This is a genomic window from Corynebacterium hindlerae (assembly GCF_014117265.1).
Classification (GTDB): domain Bacteria; phylum Actinomycetota; class Actinomycetes; order Mycobacteriales; family Mycobacteriaceae; genus Corynebacterium; species Corynebacterium hindlerae.
Window position 1 is genome coordinate 1,999,219 of sequence record NZ_CP059833.1, and the last position, 16,714, is coordinate 2,015,932.

The window sequence follows — 16,714 nt, forward strand, 5'->3', positions numbered from 1 at the left end:
TTTCGCTTCCCAGTGGTCTCTGCTACCGAGGCGCCTTCACTGCGCTGACCATGAGCAGCCCGAGCATTAGGATGAGTCCGATACCGATGATGCCGGCACGGTCCGATCCGAATAGGGAAACAAAAACGCCGAAGGCCACTGGAGCTAGCCAGCTGACGGCGCGACCGGTGGTGGCGTAGAGACCGAACATTTGTCCTTCGCGCCCGGTGGGGGAGAGCCTGGAGAGGAAGGTACGGGCGGCGGATTGTGCGGGGCCGACGAAAAGGCAGAGGATGAGCCCGAAGACCCAGAAGTTTATTGGTCCGGACACGATGTAGAGAACGGCAACGTCAACCACCATGCAAATCAATGACACGATGATGACGGGTTTGGGGCCGATCCAGTCATCAAGGTAACCAGCCGCCACAGCGCCAAGCGCGCTGACGACGTTAGCTGCGACTCCGAAGAGGAGGACATCGCCTTCGCTGATGCCGTATACCTTGACGGCGAGGATGGCGCCGAATGTGAAGACCCCGGCGAGCCCATCGCGGAAAACGGCAGCAGCGAGCAGGAACCACACCGCATTGCGGTCGGTGTGCCACAGTTCGATGATTTCCCTGATCAGCTGCTTATATGAGGCCACGAAACCGGTGGTTTGAGCAGCGGGATCCGGTGCGATCTCGGGTACTCGGAACATCACCGGCAGTCCGAAGATCAAGAACCACAGGGCGGCTAGGGCTGCGACCATGCGGATGTTGAAGCCGGAGTCGATAGGGAGCCCGAGGAGGCCACGGTTGGGGCCGTCACCCGCAATGAATCCGAGGTAGCAGGTGAGTAGCAGGACGATGCCTCCGAAGTATCCTGCTGCCCAGCCAAAGCCGGACACCCGGCCGACGGTTTCTGGGGTGGAGACTTGGCGGAGCATGGCGAAGTAAGGGACCTCCGCGAATTGGAAGGTCACGGAAGCAATGGCCATGATGGTGATGCCGAGCCAGAAGTAGGAGGCGTCGTCGTTGCGGACCAGGAAGAGCGCAAGCATGAGGAAGAACGTGACGAAGGTCCAGATCCGGACGCTGCGGCGACGGGTGCCCCGGACGTCGGAAAGCCTGCCTTGGACGGGCGCGAGCAGGGCGATGGCGACGCCGGCCGCACCGAGTGCGAAGCTGAGCTTTCCGGTGGGGTTGTCCACGTGCTTGCCCACGGAGTCCGTGAGATAGACGGAGAATACAAAGGTCACGAGCACCGCATTGAACGCTGCGGAACCCCAGTCCCATGCGGCCCACGCGAGAACCGACTTTTTATCCGTTGCCGAGTGCATGTTAAGAAACTCTATCCCTACCGGGGGAAAAGCGCGCGCTTGACCTTGCCGTAGCGTGAAGGTGAAAGGTGGTTGTTGTGAGCGAACTGACTGTAGGACAAGCCGCGAAGCTGCTCGGTATCTCTGCCCGCACGTTACGACACTGGGACGAGATCGGCCTGCTGCAACCCAGCTACCGAAGCTGGGGCGATTACCGGCTCTACACCGGGGATGATCTGGACATGGCCTTGGAAATTTTGGTGTACCGCGAAACCGGAATGCCACTCAAGGACATCGCCGCGATCATCCACGAGGGTGCCTCCACCACCGAGCGACTGCGACGACAACAACAGCACCTACAGCAGCAACTCGCTCGCCTGCATCAGATGAACGATGCGGTCACTGCAATGTTGGAAAGGAACATGACCATGGCGGAAAAACTGGAAAATATGGGCACAAAATGGCAGGACTATGCCGAGGAGGCGGAAGAGCGCTGGGGTGATACGCCCGAGTGGGAGCAGGCACAAAAGCGCGGCAAGGCGGTCGATATGGCGGACTTTGCCACCGCGCTTGCCGACGCCGAACAGCGAGGCGTAGTCCCCGGCTCCGCCGAAGCCCTGGAGTTGGTGGAACGGCACCGCGCCCAGATCGAGCAGTGGTACGACTGCTCGCGCGAGAAGCAAGTGTGTTTGGCGCGGATGTACATCGCTGACGAACGCTTCCATGAAGCTTACGCGGGGCGCCAGGAGTACTTGCTCAGCCTCGTCGAGAAGCAAGCAGAACTCGAAGGCATCGACCTTTCCGCAGTTCAGTGGCGTTAATCACGAAACTCTAGGCTCACAGGGAACGTTCAGTTAACGTGCAGAGTGGCGGTAGGGCAATGCCCTTTACTGGAACTCACAGCGCCTCCTAGCGAAAGAAGAATCTCATGAGTGAGCAGAGTGTAAAAGTGCTTGTCGTTGACGACGAGCCAAACATTGTCGAGTTACTGACCGTCAGCCTGAAATTCCAGGGCTTCGACGTCGCTTCAGCATCGACCGGAACTGACGCGCTGCGCGTTGCTCGGGAATTTCAGCCGGAAGCATTCATCCTAGACGTGATGCTGCCAGGTATCGACGGCTTTGAGCTGCTCTCCAAGCTGCGTGCCGAGGGCTTCGACGGGCCGGTCCTGTACCTGACCGCGAAGGACGCGGTGGAAAACCGCATCCACGGCCTCACCATCGGCGCCGATGACTACGTGACCAAGCCATTTTCCCTGGAAGAAGTCATCACTCGTCTGCGCGTGATCCTGCGCCGGGGCGCTGTCGTCGGAGATGAGGACGAGTCCAGCTCCGTCCTTTCTTACGCGGACCTTGTCCTCAACGATGACACACACGAGGTGACCAAGGCCGGGGAAATCGTCGAACTGTCGCCCACCGAGTTCAATCTGCTGCGCTACCTGATGCTCAACGCTGAAGTTGTGCTGTCCAAGGCGAAGATTCTGGATAATGTGTGGCACTACGACTTCGGCGGTGACGGAAATGTGGTGGAATCCTATATCTCCTACCTGCGTCGCAAGATTGACACTGGAGACACCCCACTGATCCAGACCGTGCGGGGTGTGGGATACGTGCTGCGCAGGCCACGCCAGGCATCCTAATCAGCGATTCGATGACTCCACTGTCCCGCAACATTCCGCTGCGCACGTGGCTCGTGCTTATCGTGGTGGTGATCTCCGGTTGTGGCCTCAGCGCCAGCGCCGTGGTCGTGACTTCAATCATGCGCGATTTCACGGTCAGCCGAGTAGACCAGGACCTGCTCAAGGCATCACAAGGGTGGGCTGCGCGTAACGACTTTCTACGCCCCGACCCATCCAGTGCGCGCCCACCAAGCGACTTCTACGTCCAGAAAATCTACTCCGATGGCTCCCGAATCATCCTCAACGATTCCGAGAGTGCCCCGGACCTTAGCTCTATTCAGCTCGATTCTGACCCCGTCACGGTGGGCCCAGTTTCTGAGGAGGCCGGGCCGACGCGGTGGCGAGTTGTCGCAACCTACACTGATGGCGTATCCACGGTTGTTGCATTGAACCTTGGTCGTGAGGATCGCATCATTGAGCAGCTGATTTTCACTCAAATGACCTTCGGGTTAATGGTCCTCGTGGTGCTTGCGTTGATCGCGTATTTTGTGGTTCGGGCGTCGTTAAGGCCATTGCGTGACGTTGAGCAGACCGCCGTGGCCATCGCCGCGGGCGATCTTGACCGCCGCGTTCCCAACATTTCTACCTCCACCGAAGTGGGGCAGCTGTCATTTGCGCTCAACAAGATGCTAAGCAGGCTGCAAAACTCTGTGGAAGAGGCGCATGCCCAGGAGGAACAGATGCGCCGCTTTGTGGGGGATGCCTCCCATGAATTGCGCACCCCGCTGACGTCGCTGCGTGGCTACACAGAGCTCTATCGTTCGGGTGCCATGCCCGATGCCGATAAGGTGCTTGCCAAGATTGCTGATGAAGCTGGTCGGATGAACTACCTGGTGGAGGATCTGCTTTCCCTCACCCGAGCCGAGGGCAGCCCGACCGAATTTCAGCAAGTCGACGCATTTGACTTGGTTGTCACAGTTGCGTCCTCGCTGCGGGTGGCACACCCGAACCGGAAAATTGCGGTCTTTAATCATGCCAATAACGTGCCACTGGTCAATGCGGATCCGCAGAAACTGCACCGCGTGTTCTCAAACTTGGTGAACAACGCTCTCGTACACGGCGGCCCAGAGGCAAGCGTGGAAGTGGAAATCACGGACACGGACGATTCAGTCCTGGTTAATGTCTCCGACAACGGAGTGGGAATGAGCCAGCACGACGCCGAGCATGTCTTCGAACGCTTTTACCGTTCGGATGCTTCTCGCTCCCGTGCCACAGGTGGTTCGGGCCTGGGCCTTGCGATCGTGAAGTCCATCGTGCAGGCGCACAGAGGTACCGTCAGCGTCGAATCCGAATTGGGAGTGGGAACCACCTTCACGGTGCGCCTACCCAAGTTGAGCTAAGGCATCACCGGTCGCTGCGAAGAATCGCAGCCTCCAAGGCCGGGATGATGACCTCTGTTCGATTCGGCAGGTGGGCGTGGTGGACTCCAGCTATTTCAATGACCTCTCCCAGCACGCTGGAGTAGCGCGGTACAACGGTGTCCGCGGTGGACAACACCGACACCACCTCCACGCCCGTCGGAACCTCCGCCTCAAAACCGCGCTGGAGCTGCAGGAAAGCTGGGCCACCGAACCAGCCCACCACCCGCCCAGTTAGTGTGCGGGGGACACCACGGTAGGCGGCGCCAAGGCCCATGAGCACCCGGATATTGTCTAGCTGCTGGGTGGCGCGCAATCCGATGAGGCCGCCGAGGGAATGGCCAATGACGTCGACAAGCGGAAACTGCGAGAGGAATTTCACCACCTCGTCAGTGCAGACATCCAGGTCAGCCGTCCCGCGCTGCCCGTACTCCAGTCCGATGACTGGGCGCCCACCGGCCTGCAACTCTTCGGCGAGCTTTTGAAAATTACCGGGTGAACTGAGCGTGCCGTGGAGGACCACAACAGGTGGTTCGTCCGAATCAATGGGAGCAGGGAGAGTGCCCCTACGCGGAAGCCAGAGCAGCCTTGATTTTCTCGGCGGCATCGTCCATCTTTTCGGGGTCCGTGGCATCCATTGCCATCGCGTTGCGGAAGTCATAATCGCTCATGGCGTTAGTGGGGAACACGTGGATGTGGGTGTGCGGAACGTCGAAGCCCGCGATGATGTAGCCCGCCCGCTGAGAACCGAACGCAGTGATAATCGCCTGGCCCACCTGCTGCGCCACCTTATTCAGGTGCGCCCATAGCTCAGGGGACAGGTCGGTCCACTTATCGACCTCTTCGATAGGCACCACCAGGGTGTGGCCGTAGGCAAGCGGCTCAATAGTAAGGAATGCGACGACCTTGTCATCGCGGTACACGAAACGTCCGGGCAGTTCGCCGTTAATGATTTTGGTGAATACGCTACTCATGCTCTCTAGCGTAGCTGCGTCTTACTAAAGATGGGTCACGTAAACTAAAGAACATGCGCATTCTGGTAATCGGTTCGGGCGCCCGTGAACACGCCCTTTTGCTTGGCCTCTCCAAGGACCCTGCTGTTTCTGAGCTGCACGTTGTTCCTGGTAACGCAGGAATGGCATCGCTTGCTACCCTGCACGAGGGGAAGGTGGATTCCCCAGCGGAAATGGCTCAACTGGCAACGAAGCTGGGCGTAGACCTGGTGGTGGTCGGCCCGGAGATTCCGCTGGTAGCGGGCGTAGCGGATGCGCTGCGTGAAGCCGGAATCGCGGTGTTCGGCCCTTCCAAGGAAGCCGCCCAGATCGAAGGCTCCAAGAAGTTTGCCAAGGACGTTATGGCCGAGGCTGGCGTGAAGACGGCGCACGCAGAAACCCTGGACCCGGGCGCGGACAACATTGATGAGACACTCGATCGCTTTGGTCCAATCTGGGTGGTCAAGGATGACGGTCTTGCTGGTGGCAAGGGAGTGGTGGTCACTGAGGATCGCGTCGCTGCCCGTGCACATGTGGAAGCCGTGCACCAGGCAGGTAACCCGGTGCTCCTGGAGTCTTACCTCGATGGCCCGGAAGTGTCTTTGTTCTGTCTGGTCGACGGCGAGACTGTGGTTCCGCTGCTGCCCGCCCAGGATCACAAGCGCGTTCGCGATAACGACGAAGGCCCCAACACTGGTGGCATGGGTGCCTACACCCCGCTGCCGTGGCTGCCGGAGGATGGTGTGCAGCGGATCGTGGACGAGGTGTGCGTCCCTGTGGCACGTCAGATGGTCAAGCGGGGCACTCCGTATTCTGGTCTGCTCTACGCAGGCTTGGCATGGGGGCGCGAGGGCATCGCCGTGGTCGAGTTCAACTGCCGCTTCGGTGATCCTGAAACCCAGGCTGTGCTCGCACTGCTGAAGACACCGCTGGGTGTGCTGCTGAACTCGGTGGCTACCGGCACTCTGGCGGAGCAGCCTCCGCTGGAATGGGAGGACGGCTACGCGCTCACCGTGGTGCTCGCGGCCAATGGTTACCCGGAGAGCCCACGCACCGGCGATGTGATCCGCAACGCCGACTCTGAGCAGGTGCTGCACGCCGGCACCGCTCTGCGCAACGGCGAGCTGGTTTCCGCTGGTGGGCGCGTGCTCAACGTTATCGGCACTGGCAGCACGCTTGCCGACGCCCGGAACGCCGCATACGCAGTGATTAAAGATATCGAGTTGGACGGTTCCCACTACCGCTCCGATATTGCCCTCCCCGCGGTAGAAGGCCGGATCTCCTTATAAAAATGGTGCGAAACTGGGGTGAAGGGGTCTACAGTATCTCCCGTGATCTCTTCACATCCACGCCGCGGTTTTAGCCCAGCCCAGCTGGTATCCGTGAGTTTTTTAGTGCTGATCTTGCTCGGAACAGCGTTGTTACTGCTCCCCATTTCTAGGAGCGGCCCGCAGAGCCCCGAACCGGTAACTGCGCTGTTCACTGCGACGTCTGCGGTGTGCCTGACCGGTTTGACCGTGGTCGATACCGCTACGTACTGGTCGCATTTTGGGCAAGCTGTCATCCTCATCCTCATTCAGATAGGTGGCCTGGGCATCATGACCTTGGCCACGGTCGCCAGCTATTTGCTGGCTGGTCGCCTGGGGGTGAAGGGCAGGCTGAATGCCACCGCGGAGATGCGGGGCCGGGAATTGGGTGAGGTGAAAGCCATCATCCTTGGCACCCTGGGGTTTTCCTTCTTTATGGAATTAATCGTGGCTACGATTTTGGTGCTGCGATTCCATGAGCACTATGACCTAGGAGTTGGGGCCAGCGTATGGGAGGGCGTCTTCCACGCGGTGTCGGCTTTTAATAATGCCGGCTTTGGGCTGGCAAGTACCAACCTGGTGCCTTATGTGGGCGACTCCCTGATTATTTTGCCTATCGCCTGTGGCGTCATCATCGGCGGTTTGGGGTTCCCGGTGCTGCTCGAGATTCGACAGCGGGTCCACCATCCGAACAGACTGCCCGTGTCGTTGACCTTGCGTTTTACCCTGTGGGGGACGGCGGTGCTGCTGGTGGTCGGTGCCCTGGGCACGGCAGTTTTTGAATGGAATGGGGCGCTTGCTCACTTAAGTACTTGGAATGCGGTGCAGGCTGCGTTTTTCCATAGCGTCTCCACCCGGACCGCGGGTTTCAATGCTTTTGATCTGTCGCACTTGCATGATTCCACGTTGCTTATGACTGACTTGTTGATGGTTATCGGTGGCGGTTCTGGCGGAACTGCTGGTGGCGTGAAGGTGACCACGACGGCAGTGCTGGTGGCAGTGTTGGTCGCCGAGATTCGTGGCGATGAGCAGGTGTTTGTCTCTGGGCGTCGGGTGCCTAACCGCATTGTCCGTCAGGCGATGGCTGTGTTCATGATGGCTACCTTGGTGCTGCTGGTGTCCATCTTGACGCTGCAGGTGTTGATGCCACAGTTCAGTTCGCACCAGATCGTCTTCGAAACAATCAGTGCGTTTGCTACGGTGGGGCTGACGACGGGCATTACTCCTGACCTGCCGGAGTTTGCCCAGTTGTGGTTGGTGGTGCTGATGTACGCCGGCCGAGTTGGGCCGATTACCGTCGTTGCGGCGCTTGCTGCGCGGCAAAGCAAGCGGTTGTACCGCTACCCAGTAGAAAGGCCGTTCATTGGTTAAGTTGTTTCCCTCTCACAAGACCCCGCCTGTGATCATCATTGGCCTTGGACGCTTTGGTCTGGCTCTCGGCGAAGAGCTGGTCAACGCTGGTGTGGAGGTGCTTGGTATTGACCGGGACGAGGCTACGGTGACCAAGGCTTCCTCCCTAATCACTCATGCTGTGATTTCAGAGACGACGTCTGCGGAAGCGCTACGGCAGCTGGGTGTGGACGATGCGGAGCGCGTGGTCATCGGCATCGGCTCGGACATGGGTGCTTCCTTGTTGACGGCGTCCGCGGTGATGGATTTGGGCGTGAAAAACGTGTGGGCCAAGGCCGACAATGACCAGCATGCCAAGATTCTGACCCAAATTGGTGTGCACCACGTGGTGCGACCGGAACGAGACACCGGCCGCCGGGTGGCGCACCTGATCGCGGGGCATCTGCAGGATTATGTGGAGTTTGAGTCCGATTTTGCGCTGGCTAAACTGGCGCCGCCAATTTCCCTGCACGGTAAAACTGTCAAGGACTTTCCACAGGGGATTACGGTGGTGGCGATTAGGCCTGCAGGGGGCCGCTTTTCGACGCCACAACCCGACTATCGTATTCAGTCCGGAGACTTGGTGATTGTTGCGGGCACCGCTCAGGCCTTGGATGAGTTTTCTGAGAGGTAGTTCAGACGTGGAATAATGGGGACGTGGCTGAAAAGAAGAAGATTTCCAACGTCCTGTCCAATCGGTATGCGTCCGCTGACCTTTCTAATTTGTGGAGCGCTGAAACGAAGATCGTGATGGAGCGCGAGCTTTGGATCGCGGTCATGAAGGCACAGAAAGACCTCGGTGTGGATATTCCCGCCGAGGCCATTGCTGCCTATGAGGCGGTAAAAGATCAGGTGGATGTGGCATCCATCGCTGAGCGCGAGAAGATCACGCGCCACGATGTGAAGGCACGCATTGAAGAGTTCAATGACCTGGCTGGTTTCGAGCACATTCACAAGGGCATGACCAGCCGCGATCTTACGGAAAATGTGGAGCAGCTCCAGATTCACCGCTCCCTGGAGATCATTCTTGGCAAGGCCGTGGCTGTGCTTGCTCGTATCGGTGAGCGTGCCGCCATGTACCAGTCTCTGGTGATGGCCGGCCGCTCTCATAACGTAGCAGCGCAGGCAACAACGCTGGGTAAGCGCTTCGCTTCCGCAGCCGACGAGCTGCTCATCGCCATTGAGCGCACCGAGTCCCTGATTGACCGCTACCCATTGCGCGGCATCAAGGGCCCAATGGGCACCGCACAGGACATGCTCGACCTCATGGGTGGCAACGAAACCAAGCTTGCCTCCTTGGAGACCCGCATTGCGGATCACCTTGGCTTCCACCGCGTGTTCGACTCCGTGGGGCAGGTGTACCCACGTTCCCTCGACTTCGATGCGGTGTCCGCTCTGGTGCAGCTCGGCGCAGGCCCATCCTCCCTGGCCCACACCATCCGCCTGATGGCAGGCAACGAGACTGTCACGGAAGGCTTCAAGGAAGGCCAGGTTGGCTCTTCTGCAATGCCACACAAGATGAACGCACGCTCCTGTGAACGCGTGGGCGGCATGCAGGTTATTCTGCGCGGCTACCTCACCATGGTGGCGGACCTGTCGGGCCAGCAGTGGAACGAAGGCGACGTGTTCTGCTCGGTGGTGCGCCGTGTCGCGCTGCCGGACGCGTTCTTCGCCCTTGATGGCATGTTCGAAACCTTCCTCACCGTTCTGGATGAATTCGGTGCGTTCCCGGCGATGATCGACCGAGAGCTGGAACGCTACTTGCCGTTCCTGGCCACCACTCGCATCCTCATGGCGGCGGTGCGCTCTGGCATGGGACGTGAAACTGCTCACGAAGTGATTAAGGAAAACGCTGTTGCCGTGGCGCTGAACATGCGCGAGAACGGTGGCTCCCAGGACCTCATCGAGCGCCTTGCCGCCGACGAGCGCATGACCTTGTCCGCGGAAGACCTGCAGGCAGCGCTGGCTGATCGCCATGCCTTCATCGGTGCGGCGGAAACTCAGGTGAGCCGTGTCCTGGCCCGCGTGAACGACGTGGTGTCCCGCTACCCAGAGGCTGCGAAGTACCAGCCGGGGGAGATCCTGTAAAAATTTTGCTGCCCTTGCCGACGCTCGACATGGCATTTCGGCAAGGGCAGGGCTACACTACCCTGTTATGCGTCCTGAACTTTCTTCGTACAATCACCTGTCCGCAGGTAAAGTACGCGAAATCTACGAGATCGATGATGAGACCCTTCTGATGGTGGTCTCCGACCGAATTTCGGCATACGACTACATCCTTGACACCGAAATCCCGGACAAGGGTCGTGTGCTCACCGCAATGTCGGTCCACTTCTTTGAAAACATTGATTTCCCTAACCAACTGGCCGGCCCCATCGATGATCCACGGATCCCTGAGGAGGTCCTCGGCCGAGCACTGGTGTGCAAGAAGCTGGAAATGCTGCCATTCGAATGCGTGGCACGCGGTTACCTCACCGGTTCCGGCCTCGCCGAATACAAGGAGAACGGCACCGTCTGCGGTATCGAACTGCCAGAAGGCCTGCGCGAATCCTCCAAACTCCCGGAGCCAATCTTCACCCCTGCCACGAAGGCAGACCTCGGTGACCATGATGAAAACGTAAGTTTTGAACAGGTCGTCGAAAAGCTCGGGCAGGCGCGCGCTGAAGAGCTTCGCGACGCCACCTTGAAGATCTACACCCAGGCCGCAGAAATGGCGCTGGAGAAGGGCATCATCCTCGCCGATACCAAATTCGAGTTCGGCCTTGACTCCGACGGCAACCTTGTCCTCGCCGACGAAGTCCTCACCCCCGATTCCTCCCGCTACTGGCCAGCCGACGACTACGTCGAGGGGCGAGTCCAACCATCCTTCGACAAGCAGTACGTCCGCAACTGGCTCACCGGACCGAAGTCCGGTTGGAACAAGGCTTCCCAGACCCCGCCACCACCACTCCCAGGCTCCGTTGTGGAAGCAACCCGCGAACGCTACATCGAAGCCTACGAGCGCATCTCGGGCAAGAAATTCTCCGAATGGATCGGCTGCTGCGTGTAGCCCGTTAAACAGTCAACCCCCAATGCTGTGTGCGTTGGGGGTTTGGTGTTTAGCAACTAGCGTTCCCGGTTTTCGTATACAGGAGCGCCACTGGGAATGGCTGAGCCTTCTACCAACAGTTCCGAGAGCGTCCAAAGGTTTATGCGTGGCGGCATTCTCCGTTTTGTGGGGTACACGCTTTGGCCCCGACTTTACGCCCCCGACTTTACGCCCCCGACAATGCCCCAAAAACGCCCCGTTGAGCCCGAACTTCGGGCGGGTAATGTCGGGGAGAACGCATTTCCCGTATCTGCTGTGGCCAGTGGGAGTAGGAGGGTCAATGTGGATCTTGTTTTTTGGCACGCACAGGATAGATGAATCTTTTCTGCTGATTTTCGGAAACCGGAATTGCAACTAAGGGTGTCTCGGGACCGCTGTGAAGCACGCATCCCTCGTATCCGGGTAGTGTGGTAGCTCATGTACCCTAAAGCAGCTAAGCGCCCTATTACTCGCAGCCATCACGGCATTGATTTTGTCGACAATTATGAGTGGTTGCGCGATAAGGAATCGGCCGACACCAAGGCATATCTGGAAGCGGAAAACGCATATACTGCGGCTCAGACTGAACATCTGAAGACGCTGGAAGAAAACCTTTACCAGGAGCTTAAGGGCCGCATTAAGGAAACCGATATGTCGGTTCCGGTGCGTCAGGGGAAATTCTGGTACTACTCCCGTACGGAGGAGGGGAAGAGCTACGGGCGTGCCTGCCGCCTGCCGGTGACAGAGGGGCAGGATGCGTGGCTTCCGCCGACGATCACGGAAGAACCTGAGCCTAATGAGCAGGTACTGCTGGATATGAATGAGCTGGCGGAAGGCCACGAGTTCTTTGCTGTGGGGGCGTCCAGTGTCACGGTGTCCGGCAATTTCCTGGCGTTTTCCACCGACACTAAGGGCGACGAGCGTTTCACCTTAAGGATCAAGGATCTGCGTACCGGTGAGCTACTCGATGACGTCATTGAAGATATTGCCTACGGCGCAACCTGGGCAGGGGATGATTATCTCTTCTACCAGCGAGTGGACGAGTCCTGGCGTCCGGATTCGGTGTGGCGCCACAAGGTCGGAACCCCGACCGAGCAGGATGTTCGCGTATTCCACGAGCCGGATGAGCGGTTCTGGGTAGGCGTCGCTTCCACACGGTCGGAAAAGTACTTGCTTCTGGAGGCCGGGTCGAAGATGACCTCGGAGATGTGGGCGCTGGAGCTGGATAACCCGACCGGTGAGTTTCGTTGTCTGCTGCCGCGTCAGGAAGGCATCGAGTACGGGGTTGACCATGCGGTGGTCAATGGTGAGGACCGTTGGTTGGTCATTCACAACGCGACGGGCCCCAACTTCGAGATCGGTGAGTGCCCGGTGGGCTCTTTCCAGATTGAGGAACTGAATGTCCTGGTGCCACACCGTAGCGATGTCCGCCTGGAAGCCATTGACCCGTTTGCCGGCCACCTGGTGTTGGGCTACCGACGGGAGGCCATCGGCCGGATTGCGCTGATGAAGCTGGACCCTGGCTACACCAGTTTTGTGGAAATGAGCTTCGATGAGGAGCTCTATTCCGCCGGTTCCGGTGGCAATCCGGAGTGGGATACCCCGGTCTTTCGGTATACCTATGGCAGTTTTACGCAGCCAGCGAGCGTGAACCTGTTGGACGTCGAGAAGCAAACGCGCACTCTGCTGAAGCAGCAGGAAGTCCTCGGTGGCTACAACCCGGAGGACTATGTCGCGACGCGCCGGTGGGTGACCGCGCGGGATGGTCAGAAAATCCCGGTGTCGCTGGTGCACCGCGCTGACCTGGACTTGAGCAAGCCGAACCCGATGATCCTCTACGGCTATGGCTCCTATGAGCATTCCATCGACCCGAGCTTTTCCAATCTGTACATCTCCGTGTACGACCGCGGGATCGTCTTTGCCGTGGCGCACGTGCGTGGTGGCGGCGAGATGGGACGCCGCTGGTATGACGACGGCAAGATCCTCGCCAAGAAGAACACCTTCACCGACTTCATCGACGTCGCAGACGACCTCATCGCAGCAGGCTTGACGACGCCCGAGCTGCTCGGCGCCGAGGGCGGCTCCGCCGGAGGCCTGTTGATGGGCGCCGTGGCAAACATGGCCCCGGATCGATTCAAGGCCATCGCCGCGAAGGTGCCGTTTGTGGATCCATTGACCTCCATCCTCATGCCGGAGCTGCCACTGACCGTGGTGGAGTGGGAAGAATGGGGCAACCCGCTGGAATCCAAGGAAGTGTACGAGTACATGGCGTCCTACTCGCCATATGAGAACGTGGCGGCGCTGCAGTACCCGAATATCCTGGCGGTGACCTCCATCAATGACACTCGTGTGCTGTATGTGGAGCCTGCGAAATGGATCGCGAAGCTGCGGGACACCGCTGCTGGTGGCCAGTTCCTGCTCAAGACTGAAATGGCAGCAGGCCACGGCGGTGTCTCAGGCCGTTATGAGCGGTGGCGCCAGTCCGCCTTTGAGCTCGCGTGGCTGGTGAACCAGGTGTCCGGTCTCGAGGCCTAAAGCGCAGGTGGACGGGGGTATTTTTACCCCTGCCGTTACTTATGTGGCGTGTTTCATAGTTTATGGCGCTGCGTCTTATTATCGGAACTTTTCGGGGGCTGCAAGTCTGTACGCTGCAGAAATGAAGATGTAGCTGATTTGTGATTTTTCCTCCCGCTTTCGGGGGCGTTTTCGTGGGGCTTAGTTGTGCATTGATTGAGTAGGCAGCGTGGCACTACAGTTCGCAGAAGGTTCGATGTGCCCCTCGATACAGACCTGTGCGCTCCTCGTTGGTTTCACACCAAGTGGGAATTGGAGCTGTGCGTCGAGCAGCGAACTTTACGTTCACTCGGCCACCGCATACATGGTGGCCACTTCCTAGAAAGACCACAACCACTGATGTCTGACAAAGACAATATGGGCGAGTACCCGGCCGCCCAACGCCTCTCTGCATCCTCCGCCACCCCACGCATTGCGGAGCCAAAGAAGCCTCGTAAGGACCGTACCCACTGGCTGTACATCATGGTGATCGTCGCGATCGTCGCAGGCGTCACCTTCGGCCTGGTCGATCCGGCTCACGCGAAGGAATGGAAGGTCGTTGGCACGATGTTCGTGTCGCTGATCAAGATGATCATTCCTCCGGTGATTTTCTGCACCATCGTGTTGGGTATTGGCTCGGTTCGCGCTGCAGCCACCGTCGGTAAGGCTGGCGGTATTGCGCTGGCGTACTTCATCACCATGTCCACCTTCGCTCTTGCGGTGGGTCTCATGGTGGGCAACTACATTCAGCCTGGTTCCAACCTGCATATCGCAGCCGTTGAGCACCCGAAGTCCGCGCCGGATCCAAGTAAGGCAACGGGTACGGTTGGCTTTATCCAGTCGATCATTCCGGACACCATGTTCTCCGCGTTTACCTCTGGCTCCGTGCTGCAGGTGCTGTTCATTGCGCTGTTGTTCGGGTTCGCTGTTCAAGGTATGGGCAAGGCCGGTGAGCCGATTCTCGGTTTCGTCGCTCACCTGCAGAAGGTCGTCTTCAAGATCCTGAACATGATCCTGTGGCTCGCCCCGCTTGGTGCCTTCGGCGCCATGGCTGGTGTGGTGGGTGGCTCCGGTATGGCTGCCGTGAAGTCCCTGGCCGTGCTGATGCTCGCCTTCTACATCACCTGTTTCCTGTTCGTGTTTGTGGTTCTTGGCCTGGTGCTGTGGGTGTTCGGTGGTTTCAACATCTTCAAGCTGCTCAATTACCTGGGCCGCGAATTCCTGCTCATCGTGGCTACCTCATCCTCCGAGTCTGCGCTGCCAAACCTCATGCGCAAGATGGAGCACGCGGGCGTGGACAAGTCCACCGTCGGCATTGTTGTTCCGACCGGTTACTCCTTCAACCTGGACGGCACCGCTATTTACCTGACGATGTCCGCCATCTTCATCGCTGATGCCATGCACATGCCGATGTCGCTCAATGAGCAGATTGGCCTGCTGATCTTCATGATGATCGCCTCCAAGGGCGCTGCTGGCGTCTCCGGTGCTGGCATCGCCACCCTGGCTGCCGGTCTGCAGTCTCACTCCCCAGCGCTGCTCAGCGGTGTGGACGTCATCATGGGCATCGATAAGTTCATGTCCGAAGCTCGTGCGCTGACCAACTTTGCCGGCAACTCCGTGGCAACCCTGCTGGTTGGTGTCTGGACCAAGTCCATTGACAAGGAACGCGTCAAGGACGTGCTTAACGGCAAGATTCCTTACGTTGCCTTGCCGGATGATACGCACGTTGACCTTCGTAACCCAGAGGTCGAAAACGCCCCTAACATGACTTTGCAGCCGACGCCGCAGGTCGACCTGGACGCGTACCGGCACTAGTTGTTTCCCAACGCGCCCTCAGCCAGTAGGTTGAGGGCTTTTCCTGTGGCGGGGTGGGCGAGGTCGTGCGATAATACCCCTCATGCACGGCGCTCTGTTGGTTTCGATCTCAAGCATCTTTGATGCCACTCGTGCCGATACCGAAAAACTCATCAGTCACCTGGACAGCAGGGGAGTGCCAGTGTCGCTGCTGGTCGCCCCGCACATCGACGGCAATTGGCACCTAGCCAAGGACCCGGCCACCAAGCAGTGGCTCCTTGATCAGCAAAGCGCGGATCGCGCGATCATCCTCAATGGCTTCGATCAAGCGGTACAGGGGCGACGCGCGGAGTTCGCTAACCTGGAGTCCCACGAAGCACGGCTGCGGCTCAAGGGCGCTACCCGTCAGATGCAGAAGATCGGTTTTGATACTGATCTGTTTGCCCCGCCTCGCTGGCGACTGTCTGCGGGGACTCTCCAGGTCCTCCCGGAATTCGGGTTCACGCTCGTTTCCTCCACGCGGGGAATTCACAATCTGGACAGCGGGGACTTCACCCAGACCCGAAACCTGTCCTTCGGTGAAGGCTACGGCGCGGCGAAGTGGTGGCGGCGAAACATCATCCGCGCGGTGGAGCGTGGGGCGGCGCAGGGCAGGACGGTCCGCTTGTCAATCTCGGCGCGCAATCTCTCGGATAAAAAGACGGCCCGGGATTTTCTGGAGGGCGTCGATAAGGCGCTGCGTCTCGGCCTCACCCCGCGCGACTACCGTGACTTCCGCTAGCCTGGGCGGCATGAGCATCTATGACACCCCAGTAACCCTGTTGGACGGCACCGAAACCACCTTCAAAGATTGGGAAGGGCACCTGGTGCTGCTGGTCAATACCGCCAGCGAGTGCGGCCTGACCGGGCAATATGAGGGTTTGCAGCGACTTTTCGACGACTATATGATGCGAGGCCTTTTCGTCATTGGAATGCCCTGCAACCAATTCGGGGCGCAGGAGCCTGGCAGTGCTGAGGAGATTCAACAATTCTGCCAGGCAAACTACGGGGTGACGTTCCCGATGCTGGCCAAGGCGGACGTCAATGGCGAGAATGCGCATCAGCTTTACCAGATCGTCAAAGAGACTCCTGATGCGAAGGGGGAGGCCGGGGACGTGCAGTGGAACTTTGAAAAGTTTGTGATCTCGCCGTCAGGTGAGGTCATTGCTCGGTTCCGACCCAAGACCGACCCGGAAGATGATGAGGTTATTGATCTGATTGAGGAGAATTTGCCGATCTAAAAGAAAAGTCCGGTTGAGGG

General features: G+C 58.9%; 15 protein-coding genes. 12 read left to right on the plus strand and 3 right to left on the minus strand.

Translation table 11 applies throughout. The features are described 5' to 3' along the window. Positions 1-22 precede the first annotated feature (22 nt). Positions 23-1,297, minus strand: a complete 1,275-nt coding sequence (locus HW450_RS09690) for an MFS transporter (protein WP_182385431.1) — start codon at positions 1,295-1,297, stop codon at positions 23-25. A 77-nt stretch (positions 1,298-1,374) separates the two neighbouring features. Here HW450_RS09690 and HW450_RS09695 point away from each other — a divergent pair, with 77 nt between their 5' ends. From HW450_RS09695 to HW450_RS09705, 3 genes are all read left to right on the plus strand, one after another. Further along, the gene (locus tag HW450_RS09695; RefSeq protein WP_182385432.1) at positions 1,375-2,097 is read left to right on the plus strand and encodes a MerR family transcriptional regulator; all 723 of its coding nucleotides are present in this window, start codon (positions 1,375-1,377) and stop codon (positions 2,095-2,097) included. 107 nt (positions 2,098-2,204) lie between these two features. Continuing rightward, the gene (locus HW450_RS09700) at positions 2,205-2,915 is read left to right on the plus strand and encodes a response regulator transcription factor (protein WP_182385433.1); all 711 of its coding nucleotides are present in this window, start codon (positions 2,205-2,207) and stop codon (positions 2,913-2,915) included. Between the two features lie 11 nt (positions 2,916-2,926). Then, positions 2,927-4,294, plus strand: coding sequence for a sensor histidine kinase (locus HW450_RS09705; protein WP_182385434.1), 1,368 nt, complete (start codon positions 2,927-2,929; stop codon positions 4,292-4,294). A 4-nt stretch (positions 4,295-4,298) separates the two neighbouring features. Here the strand turns inward: HW450_RS09705 and HW450_RS09710 are convergent, their stop codons facing one another. After that, positions 4,299-4,919 carry an esterase/lipase family protein gene (locus HW450_RS09710; RefSeq protein WP_182385435.1) on the minus strand — a complete coding sequence of 207 codons (621 nt, stop codon included), beginning with the start codon at positions 4,917-4,919 and terminating at the stop codon, positions 4,299-4,301. Beyond that, positions 4,879-5,286: an HIT family protein gene (locus tag HW450_RS09715; RefSeq protein ID WP_182385436.1), complete on the minus strand. Its 408-nt coding sequence runs from the start codon at positions 5,284-5,286 to the stop codon at positions 4,879-4,881. Before HW450_RS09715 ends, HW450_RS09710 begins: the two co-directional genes overlap by 41 nt. A gap of 53 nt (positions 5,287-5,339) precedes the next feature. Between HW450_RS09715 and purD the strand changes: the two genes are divergently transcribed. The 9 genes from purD to HW450_RS09760 all read left to right on the plus strand — a co-directional run bounded on the left by purD (position 5,340) and on the right by HW450_RS09760 (position 16,694). Further along, complete coding sequence (purD, locus tag HW450_RS09720; protein ID WP_182385437.1) at positions 5,340-6,593, plus strand: phosphoribosylamine--glycine ligase; 1,254 nt, start codon at positions 5,340-5,342, stop codon at positions 6,591-6,593. Between the two features lie 42 nt (positions 6,594-6,635). Beyond that, entirely contained in the window at positions 6,636-7,982 is a 1,347-nt protein-coding gene (locus HW450_RS09725) for a TrkH family potassium uptake protein (RefSeq protein ID WP_232843237.1), read from the plus strand. Beyond that, positions 7,975-8,634, plus strand: coding sequence for a potassium channel family protein (locus tag HW450_RS09730; RefSeq protein ID WP_407926231.1), 660 nt, complete (start codon positions 7,975-7,977; stop codon positions 8,632-8,634). The genes HW450_RS09725 and HW450_RS09730 overlap by 8 nt, the downstream gene beginning before the upstream one ends. A gap of 23 nt (positions 8,635-8,657) precedes the next feature. After that, positions 8,658-10,088, plus strand: coding sequence for an adenylosuccinate lyase (gene purB / locus HW450_RS09735; RefSeq protein WP_182385438.1), 1,431 nt, complete (start codon positions 8,658-8,660; stop codon positions 10,086-10,088). A 67-nt stretch (positions 10,089-10,155) separates the two neighbouring features. After that, positions 10,156-11,049, plus strand: a complete 894-nt coding sequence (locus HW450_RS09740) for a phosphoribosylaminoimidazolesuccinocarboxamide synthase (RefSeq protein ID WP_182385439.1) — start codon at positions 10,156-10,158, stop codon at positions 11,047-11,049. Positions 11,050-11,505: 456 nt separating this feature from the next. Next, positions 11,506-13,602: a S9 family peptidase gene (locus HW450_RS09745; protein ID WP_182385440.1), complete on the plus strand. Its 2,097-nt coding sequence runs from the start codon at positions 11,506-11,508 to the stop codon at positions 13,600-13,602. Positions 13,603-13,998: 396 nt separating this feature from the next. Continuing rightward, on the plus strand, positions 13,999-15,435 hold the full coding sequence (locus HW450_RS09750; protein ID WP_232843382.1) for a cation:dicarboxylate symporter family transporter: 1,437 nt from the start codon (positions 13,999-14,001) through the stop codon (positions 15,433-15,435). Between the two features lie 82 nt (positions 15,436-15,517). Next, positions 15,518-16,195, plus strand: coding sequence for a DUF2334 domain-containing protein (locus HW450_RS09755; RefSeq protein WP_182385442.1), 678 nt, complete (start codon positions 15,518-15,520; stop codon positions 16,193-16,195). 10 nt (positions 16,196-16,205) lie between these two features. Beyond that, positions 16,206-16,694, plus strand: a complete 489-nt coding sequence (locus HW450_RS09760) for a glutathione peroxidase (protein ID WP_182385443.1) — start codon at positions 16,206-16,208, stop codon at positions 16,692-16,694. Positions 16,695-16,714: the final 20 nt, after the last annotated feature.

Bases quoted from the DNA above. Each gene is read 5' to 3' on its own strand.
- HW450_RS09690 (WP_182385431.1), bottom strand. From the start codon at position 1,297: ATGCACTCGGCAACGGATAAAAAGTCGGTTCTCGCGTGGGCCGCATGG.
- HW450_RS09700 (WP_182385433.1), top strand. From the start codon at position 2,205: ATGAGTGAGCAGAGTGTAAAAGTGCTTGTCGTTGACGACGAGCCAAAC.
- HW450_RS09705 (WP_182385434.1), top strand. From the start codon at position 2,927: ATGACTCCACTGTCCCGCAACATTCCGCTGCGCACGTGGCTCGTGCTT.
- HW450_RS09710 (WP_182385435.1), bottom strand. From the start codon at position 4,919: ATGCCGCCGAGAAAATCAAGGCTGCTCTGGCTTCCGCGTAGGGGCACT.
- HW450_RS09715 (WP_182385436.1), bottom strand. From the start codon at position 5,286: ATGAGTAGCGTATTCACCAAAATCATTAACGGCGAACTGCCCGGACGT.
- purD (WP_182385437.1), top strand. From the start codon at position 5,340: ATGCGCATTCTGGTAATCGGTTCGGGCGCCCGTGAACACGCCCTTTTG.
- HW450_RS09740 (WP_182385439.1), top strand. From the start codon at position 10,156: ATGCGTCCTGAACTTTCTTCGTACAATCACCTGTCCGCAGGTAAAGTA.
- HW450_RS09745 (WP_182385440.1), top strand. From the start codon at position 11,506: ATGTACCCTAAAGCAGCTAAGCGCCCTATTACTCGCAGCCATCACGGC.
- HW450_RS09750 (WP_232843382.1), top strand. From the start codon at position 13,999: ATGGGCGAGTACCCGGCCGCCCAACGCCTCTCTGCATCCTCCGCCACC.
- HW450_RS09755 (WP_182385442.1), top strand. From the start codon at position 15,518: ATGCACGGCGCTCTGTTGGTTTCGATCTCAAGCATCTTTGATGCCACT.
- HW450_RS09760 (WP_182385443.1), top strand. From the start codon at position 16,206: ATGAGCATCTATGACACCCCAGTAACCCTGTTGGACGGCACCGAAACC.